Here is a 5,790-nt window from a genome sequence, read left to right on the forward strand (position 1 = left end):
AAAATGGGGAGAAACAGCATGTTCTGTAAGGGCGCCTACTTTGAGCTCCAGCCTGTCAACTGTATCGACTTCAAAATCATAACAAAACTGCTGGAAAAGGAAGTTGGAGAGGACATTGATGTAACCGGGAGCGAGACCTGACTGAAGGACAAAACCCGTTTCTGCATCCTTTGCCAGCTCCATGATCTCCGTTGTTTCCGCAACATGCTCAGTCAGGTTGACGTAGTGCAGGTGAAAATCTTTGGCCAGCCTGGCTATTTTCGGAGCCAGGTTGCCGGGGAGGCAGTCGAGCAGTATATCGCCCTGTCCCAGGATTTCTTTCATTTTTTGCGTAAGGCCTTCCCCTGATAGATGAAATGCCTTTACCGAACAGGGCCTGGTCGTACCTTCCTCTATCCATCTGGCGACCTTTTGTGCTTTTGAAAGCGTTCGGTTTCCGATATATACCGTAGGGGGTACCGCACTCCATTCTATGAGGAGAAGGCCGGCGGCTTCGGCAATACCGCCGGCCCCGGCAATAATGATGTTATAATGACTATTCATTTAGCGGGAGGGTATGATAATTGTTTATCGGATCTCATGCCCGGTCCATTTGGGCCTAAATATTGGATACATTTGAGGGGGTTAAGATTTTCCCTGGCTGAACTGGACAAATTCACTGTAGCCATTCAGAAAGATGTTTACTTAAAGATAGGTAATTTGTTCGGCACTTGCATAGCAGGAACCATGTTCATGGGAACCAAAAAAAAGAGTCCAAAATTCAATTTTTCAACAAATCCTCTGCCTTTGGTTACCCGATCAAGTGGCAGCGTATATTGGTTTTTTTGTGCATTAGGGTAAAGACCCCGAAAGTTGTCCGAATTTATACCAATAATGACCCTTGCCTGTTCCATTTTGCCGAATACGCAGGCTCCTTAGCCAAAACTTCTCCGTTACAGGGTAGAAGAAATAAAGGATTTACTATGTTTGGGCATGAAGAAACTCCTACTCCTCTTTTTCCTGTTCAGCATAGCAGGTCACGCCCAATCAAATGACAAGATCCTGCATTTTGGTGCCGGGGTGGCCACGGGGGCAGCCGGGGCCTTTATCGCCCATGAATTGTCCGGAGGGAACAAATGGTGGTCTATCGCAGGCGCTGTGGGGGGCAGCTTAATGGCAGGGTTAGCCAAAGAGGCCATTGACAAAAACAAAGGGGGCCCCTGGGATAACGGGGATGTGGTCCATACGGTAGCCGGGGGGATCACCGTGGGGATCGCGATCGAGATCTTTAGTGGGCGTAAGAAAGGTAAATCCTCCCGATTGCCGGACACTGCTCATGATCAGTTCGTTCTTAGCCCATATCCCATTCAGGAGACCACTCCAAAATTGAATTCACCCTGGATTTCCCAGAATTGACCTTGGTGTCTTAGCAGGAATATGCTATGAACCTCGAAGGAGGCATCGAACGGGCGGTCTTTGAATTGGGCCCAGGCCCGCTGGAAGGCCGGTTGTTTCAGGTCCCTTGTGGCAATAGTCATGTGAGGGTGAAAGGGAGGGTCATCGCCTTGGGTTTCGACCAAAGACTGCGAAGTCAAATGATCCCGTAACCGATCCACGAGTTCAATGATGGGGGCATGGTCTTCGATCCTGATGAAGATCACCCTGGGAGGGAAACAATCAAAGCCTTGCAATGTAACCCGGAAGGGCCCCTGGGAACCTGCAAATCGCTTCAACACAGCATTGAGCCGCCCTTCTTCCTGAGAAGGCAGGCGAAATGGAGGTTGCAGGGTGATGTGGGCTGGGGATTTCAGGGCGTGGGCAGACCCGAAACGGTCTTTCATCTCTTCTTTGAGGACCCTTATGTGTTCTCGGAGAGGTTCCGGAGGAAGGAGTGCGATGAGATACAGGTCTGTGGTCACAGATCATCTAAAGTTTTACCCTGGTGATCTCTACCCCATCGGGCCGGGAGATACTTGCCTGCCTTTCGGCCGTGATAAATATTTCTGTGCCGACAAAGGAGGTGACCGTTTCCAGTTCGGAATCTTCCCCGTTCTCGTTGTAAAGAGCCCCTATATTCTTGACCCCGTTCTCTTCACTGACCAGCCATACCACGTAGGCGGTTGCACCCCGACTTACTCTGTCCGGACTGGCCAGGTATTTTGCCTTTACCGTGATCTCGTTGTTGTCATTGCTGTCTGTTTTCTGTTTTACGGTAATCTCAGCGGCGGGTGCCAGGTTGGATACCGGGAAGGTTTTTGTAGTGCCGCAAGAGGTGATGAGGGCGACGAAAAAAGGGAGGATATATTTAGCTTTCATGAATACGCGTTTATAAGTTAAAAATGACGGATGATCTAGACCTCTTAAAATAATGAATTTTTTGGAAGATGAGAACTCTTTGATACTGATCGTAAACATAATGCACAGGTGACCGAACCGCAATCGCGTAGAAGAATGGATCAATACTGTCAGCCACAGAGAAGAGATTAGTGGAGGCAGGCGAATTTTCCGTTCAGGTTCTGCCAAAGAAAAGACCCAACAGCATCGCTGTTGGGTCTTTTACCTCAGGTCATATACCTGTATTTAGAACCTGTAGGTAACGGCCAAATTAAACAAGGTACCCAATTGGCTGAAATGATACCCGTCATAGGTCATTTGAGAGTACCGTTGATTGAAGGTGATCAGGTTACTCTGTTCCTGAATAGGGGTGATACCCAGAGCATTGGTTGAGGTATCATCAATAATGGCCTGTCCAGCGGCGTTTTCCGCTTTGAACTCCCATTCTGGAAGAACATTCAGTAAATTATTGATATTGAACAGTATGGAAACCTTTTCACTTGCGTCCCAGTTCACACTCAGGTCAGTCACGATCTTAGGAATGAACTCAGTGAACAGATCGGAATCCATTCCCTGCTGGTTGAAGGTGGTCTTACCGAAATAGGTGTTGTTGAGCGTAAATGCCAAATCTCCGATATCGTAATTGGCCCCTAAGATCCATTTGGTCTGTGGCCTTGAGGTAAAGAACAAGGCTTCCTGGGTCTCATTGACCACAGACTGCCCGGCATTTTCAACAAGGCGGATGTTCTTTACATCACCATCACGCTCGTTTGTGATCGTGTAGTTTCCGGACAGGTTCAGGCCTAAGAAACCTGCACCTAAAGGGATGTTTCTGTAGTTGGCCACCAGATCAATACCTGATGTCTTCGTATCCAGGGCATTTGAGAAGAAACTCACATCACTCAGGTTGTTACCGGACAAAAGGACATCTAACGGATTGGTGGGATCTCCTGAAGGACCAATTTCCGTTCCGAGTACAATCCTGTCCTTTACGGAGATGTTGTAATAATCCAGGGTGAAATTGAAGCTATTGGTGATCTTTCCACCCACTCCGATGGTAAAGTTGGTAGACTCTTCTGCATCCAGTTGTGGAATGCCTAACAGCCTGGCCTGGGGCGAAACGTTGCTCACCAAGCCACCAACCTGAATTCCCTGACCCGGCACAAAACTATACTGGGCCTTTTGGGTGAAAATCTGGTGCAAGGTGGGGGCTCTAAAGCCTGTTGAAAGGGATCCTCTCAGGGTAAGCTTGTCCTCTGCCAGTTTATAGCGGGAGCTCACTTTCCATACAAAGGCATTTCCAAAGTCCGAATAGTTCTCGGTACGAATCGTTCCGTTCAATAAAAATTCCTCTGATACATCCCAGGCTACATCAAAATAACCCCCGAAGTTGTACCGATTGAATTTACCGGAATTCTCCGGTCTGTTACCTGCAAAAGAGTCTGCACCTCCCCCGTCATAAGAGGAGAGTTCCCCTTCGATTATGGTAAAGGTCTCACTCCTGAACTCAGCTCCAAAACCGATACTTACCTGGTCGGATAAGGACTTCGAAATATCGATGTTACCTACGATGTGATTAAACTGAGTACCGCCCGGATCAAAGCTGATCTGGCTGTTTTCCTGGTATAACCTGGAGCTTGGGACAAGTTCCCCGGCGTCTACTACTCCGTTGCCATTGGCATCATTGAACACAGCAGGAGAGAACACTTCATTCCTGTTGTGCGAATTGCGCACGCGGTATGTTTGCCGGTTCCCACCCACGGTCACACTCGCGTCATAGAACCAATCGTTATTATTGGCTTTGAACCCTATCGTTCCGTTGTAATCATTGAGGTCCCCATCAAAGGTGGGCACATAGCCGTCATATCCATTTCCCTGGAAAGTGTTGCCGTAGGCATCGGTAAAGGCCCCCGTATTGTTGGGATTGTTCCCTGGAAAGAAATTGCCCAGGTAGGGGAAAGACTCTATGGTCCTCCAGTAGGGTACTCTGTAGTTTGCAAAACTATTTACCTTCTTGTACACATAAGCGGCATTGAAGTAGAGTTCAGAGCTTTCGCTTAAATCCACTCCCCCGTTGACAAGAAACTTGGATGAGGTCGTTTCCGGGGAGCCATTGATATTTCCGGCATCCGGTTTTCTCGAAAGAAATTCATTGACAAAGGCGATATCTGCTGCGGTCCCACCGGTGAAATCGGCAATTTCGCCCGCTGCGTTTACGGTTCCCGGCCGGTTGTATTGACCTATGGAAGAAAGGTCTATCGTGTAATTGATGAACCCCTTGTCATCGAATATAGAAGTGCCATTATTAATAGCAAATGCAAATGATTCGCCATCCCCTTCGCTTGAAATACCTGTCCTCAGTGAGGCATACCCGGCACTGGCGTTGTCTTTAAGGATGATGTTCATTACACCGGCGATGGCATCCGACCCGTATTGAGCAGAAGCACCGTCGCGCAAAATTTCAACCCTTTTAATCGCATCTGTAGGGATAGCCGCAATATCTGCGCCTGTTTCACCCCTTCCAGGTGAAGTCTGGGTGTATAAGAGCGCACTGAGATTTTTTCGTTTCCCGTTGATCAGAATCAGGGTTCGGCTAGGCCCCATATTGCGGATTTCATAAGGATCCAGCAGGGATGTCGCATCGTTTACCGGGGTTTGCACCGTATTGAAAGAAGGGATCTTGTATTGCAGGGACTTATCGAATGTGACTTGCCCGGTATTTTGGAGTTCTTTCACTCCTACCATATCGACAGGCAGGGGAGTATCCGTACTGGATCTCGCGACAGCCCTTGAACCTACCATAACTACTTCATCCAGAGCAACCCCCTCATCCAATTGGATGGTAATTGCTCCAGGACCGCTGACAACCACCTCTTTGGTGGCAAAACCGATATAAGAAACAACAAGGGTGGATGGGAACCCACTCACCACAATACTGAAATTACCGTCAAAATCGGTCGTGGTTCCTTTAGCTGTTCCTTTCTGTACAATGTTTACGCCTGGTAATGGCTGATTGTCCGTACTGCTAGTAACTGTTCCCGTCACTTCCTGTGCCATAGAAACCAAAGGCACACAGAATAAGACTAGAAACAACAAACGAACAGCTTTAGTTTGAAAGCTTGCATTTTCCATAAGTGTTCTTTTAAGAGTTCTTTAACAAATAAAAGCAATTATCTGAGATGAACGGAAAATATTTTTAGATAACCAGTAAAATATTAACCAAAAGGCTCTTAAAAGCTAAACAGAGAACACTTCTCGTACAGAGTTACAGAAACACGACCTTGAATCACTGCAGCGCTGCAGACCGCATGAGGGCAGTTGTTCTTATCCGAAGCGATTTTACCCCCTTCGACAGACCTGAGTATTGCTATGTATGGGTCAGTGAATAAAGTGAAAAGCTATTTCAATCTGCGGAGGGATCTTTGTCGCTTCTAAGTTGAATTATAAAATTGTCCTTTCCCAGGAGGGGAGAAGTAA

5 protein-coding genes are annotated in these 5,790 nt (G+C 47.5%); 1 reads left to right on the plus strand and 4 read right to left on the minus strand.

Annotated features, from left to right (window positions below; genetic code table 11):
• The coding region (locus ABYP73_RS10910; protein ID WP_372974343.1) for a saccharopine dehydrogenase NADP-binding domain-containing protein at positions 1-543 on the minus strand (543 nt) is incomplete at its 3' end.
• Between the two features lie 429 nt (positions 544-972).
• Here ABYP73_RS10910 and ABYP73_RS10915 point away from each other — a divergent pair.
• Positions 973-1,395, plus strand: a complete 423-nt coding sequence (locus ABYP73_RS10915; RefSeq protein ID WP_372974344.1) for a hypothetical protein — start codon at positions 973-975, stop codon at positions 1,393-1,395.
• On the opposite strand, the gene ABYP73_RS10920 is transcribed toward ABYP73_RS10915, so the two are convergent.
• The 3 genes from ABYP73_RS10920 to ABYP73_RS10930 all read right to left on the minus strand — a co-directional run bounded on the left by ABYP73_RS10920 (position 1,347) and on the right by ABYP73_RS10930 (position 5,445).
• Entirely contained in the window at positions 1,347-1,898 is a 552-nt protein-coding gene (locus ABYP73_RS10920; protein WP_372974345.1) for a 2'-5' RNA ligase family protein, read from the minus strand. The genes ABYP73_RS10915 and ABYP73_RS10920 overlap by 49 nt on opposite strands.
• 7 nt (positions 1,899-1,905) lie before the next feature.
• On the minus strand, positions 1,906-2,295 hold the full coding sequence (locus tag ABYP73_RS10925; RefSeq protein ID WP_372944547.1) for a hypothetical protein: 390 nt from the start codon (positions 2,293-2,295) through the stop codon (positions 1,906-1,908).
• Positions 2,296-2,559: 264 nt separating this feature from the next.
• The gene (locus ABYP73_RS10930) at positions 2,560-5,445 is read right to left on the minus strand and encodes a TonB-dependent receptor domain-containing protein (RefSeq protein ID WP_372974346.1); all 2,886 of its coding nucleotides are present in this window, start codon (positions 5,443-5,445) and stop codon (positions 2,560-2,562) included.
• Positions 5,446-5,790: the final 345 nt, after the last annotated feature.

The sequence above is a fragment of the Muriicola sp. genome, from assembly GCF_041567615.1.
GTDB lineage: Bacteria > Bacteroidota > Bacteroidia > Flavobacteriales > Flavobacteriaceae > Muriicola.